Below are 2,750 nucleotides of genomic sequence, written 5' to 3' on the forward strand. Positions count from 1 at the left end.
GAGGACTCCCACTTTTCGAGCTGCGTCCGTTCAGCCGGTTGCAACTCGATCGACAGCCTCGTGTTCGGCATGACCGTGAGCATAGCAATTGCCAGAGAATCTGTCAAGTTATTTAAGGGACACTACACTAGCATCTCCAGAAGCTGGTCCTGATCGAGCTTATCGAAGAAGCTTGTGATGTCCGCTTCCACGATGTACCCATAACACCCGTACTGTAAATTGAAGGTCAGGTCGGCGACCGTCTCCTTCGCACTGCGATTGGGCCGATAGCCGTTGCTGAAATCCAGAAAGTCCTGTTCATAGATGGCATTCAGCAACTTGGCGCAGGCCAGTTGTACGAGTTTGTCTTCCAACACGGGTATGCCCAGCGGCCTTTCTTTTCCATTCTCCTTCGGTATATAGCAGCGTCGCACCAGTTTGGCACGATAGCACTTGGTCTTCAACCTCCGCACCAAGTCCTGAATATTCTCCTCCAGGTGTTCCTGGTGCTGCACCGCCGTGACTCCATCCACGCCGCTGGCCGCGTCCTGATTCAGGTCTTGCCAACACTCCCGTAGAAATTCGGCGTTCAGGCACTGATACAGATTCTGAAAACGATGGTCTTTACTTTCTCTTGCTCGATTGCTTATTCCCCGCAGTGAGGTTGGCTCGTGTGGATCCAGCCCAACATGTCCGGCACGAGTTTCCTTTGCAGGCTGCGTACTTCCGTCAGGTCCTTCCCCTGGTAGTGGGCTCCCCACCGCCAAGTACTATGCCTGATAAGACACCCCAAGGACATCTAGCGCTTGCCCGCCCACCGGGCGCGTGGTTCTCCCACAACACGGTAGGTTCCAGCTTAGTCCTGTTTCCGGGTTTCCCCATCTGTGCCTCAGTAGCTGTTTACCTTACTCTTGCTGTCCCCACGTCCGGAACCCGTCGGGGCTTACCGAGTTCTCCAGCGCTTCTCTTCCTGCTTGCCACGGCCTGTGGACTCCGGCGGACCTTCATCGAAGCTGTACCAGCACTTCAGGGTGCGCGTCACCCCGACGGCCTACAGGATACTCTGTCTACGCTTCGCCTGTCTTGTTCGCCGCCTTCCAGCGACTCCGCCACAGACGCAAGACTCGATACGGGTGGGTGGCTGGCCCTTACCCGACGGGGACTTCCACCCCTGCAAGAAGCGCCGAGCTTGTCGCGGCGCGATAACGGTTCAAGATGGATGGCCGCCTGCAGCTGGATGCGGGCGCGGGGCGGTTGCGAACCGGGGATGGTCAGCGGTATAATCTGGCGGTCATTCAAAGCAGTCTCCCATCGAACTCGCGCAAGCCGACCGCGCACACGGGGGCCATTGGAAAGAATTTATGAGACGAGCGCTCGTCTTGGTTTTGCCGTGCCTAATGTTGCTGGGCTGCACGCACACGCCGAAATCGCACGCACCTCATCCCGCACCAGTCGCCGCCGCCACAACCAAATCTTCCGGCGAAAACGGTTCCTATGTTTTTGGCTGGGGCTTTCAACCGGAAGTGGTCGCGAAACCGCGCGGCGGAACGACGAAGGGAACCGCGGTCCGACTGGCGCCGCCCGTGGAACGAAAAAGCGCGCCCGGCGAATCGGCCTTCGCCCGCGACCGCGCCGCCATTTTGGCTATGGCCGGCGATTTTCGGACTAGTTTCCATTTCATGGATACCATCGGTCTCACCGCGAGTTACACGAACACGCGACCCTATTTTTCCTGGGCCACCGAGCACGTGCGCGTGCTCGAGGACAAGGGCGAGTTCCTCAGCCTGCAACACACGCTCGTCATGTTTTCTGCCGACGAAACGGGCGACGAGAGCAGACCGGTGTTGACCAAACATTGGCGGCAGGATTGGACCTATCAGGACACTGACCTGTATCAGTTCAAAGGGAACAACACCTGGGCGCGCGAGCAGCGCACGCCGGAGTCGGTGAAAGGCGCGTGGTCGCAGGCGGTTTTTCACGTGGACGATTCGCCGCGTTATGAAGTGGTCGGGCGTTGGGACCATTCCGGCGACGTTTCGCGTTGGTTGAGCGAACAAGATTGGCGGCCACTGCCCCGCCGGGAATTTTCCGTTCGCAAAGATTACAACGTACTCGAAGGCCGGCATCAGATTGTCATCGCGCCCACCGGCTGGGTGCACGAGCAGGACAATTGGAAACGCGTGGCCGGCGATAGCAGCGACACGGCGCAATTCCTCGCGCAAGAATGGGGCATCAATCGTTACGAGCGGATTACGTCGCCCAGCCTGGCCGCGGCGGATGAATACTGGCAGAAGACCACGCGTTACTGGGCCGCCGTCCGCGCGATCTGGCGCGACATCTTCGCCAAGCACGATCGCTTCTCGCTGAAGAAGACCGTGGACGGCGAGCAACTTTTCGAGCTGCACTTCGCCTTCGCCGAGGAGATGGCAAATGGAAAAGTTCGGGACTCCAAGGAATGCGAGCGCCACGCTCACGAGACCGTCGAGAAATTCCTAGTGCCTCAGAGGACCGACGTCACGCCTGTCTCCATCCTAAGAATCCGGCCCACAGTGACCCGGAGAGGTGACGTCAGCACCACGTTTAGTCGTCGCCGAAGGCGGCCTTGAGCGGCGCTATATCAATAACAGTCATTCGCTGTGACTTCTCAGTAGTGTCCGACAGGTTTCAAAGCAAGATCAGCTGGTTACTGGAGATGGTCGGTTCTTCGATTGGCGCCATATCGGTAAGCAACTAAAGCAAAGGCATTTGCTCGAAAGGCGTCACGCTCAGGA

General features: G+C 58.3%; 2 protein-coding genes. One reads left to right on the forward strand and one right to left on the reverse strand.

Going from position 1 to position 2,750, the window contains the following annotated elements; genetic code table 11:
* Nucleotides 1-122: 122 nt before the first annotated feature.
* A complete protein-coding gene (locus tag M3461_21360) occupies nucleotides 123-356 on the reverse strand; it encodes a hypothetical protein (GenBank protein ID MDQ3776713.1) in 234 nt (77 codons plus the stop codon).
* 984 nt (nucleotides 357-1,340) lie between these two features.
* Here M3461_21360 and M3461_21365 point away from each other — a divergent pair.
* Nucleotides 1,341-2,585, forward strand: coding sequence for a hypothetical protein (locus M3461_21365; GenBank protein MDQ3776714.1), 1,245 nt, complete (start codon nucleotides 1,341-1,343; stop codon nucleotides 2,583-2,585).
* Nucleotides 2,586-2,750 lie beyond the last annotated feature (165 nt).

This window comes from Pseudomonadota bacterium (genome assembly GCA_030860485.1).
Classification (GTDB): Bacteria; Pseudomonadota; Gammaproteobacteria; order JACCXJ01; family JACCXJ01; genus JACCXJ01.

Coding starts and splice junctions, on each gene's coding strand:
- M3461_21365 (MDQ3776714.1), top strand. CDS start 1,341: ATGAGACGAGCGCTCGTCTTGGTTTTGCCGTGCCTAATGTTGCTGGGC.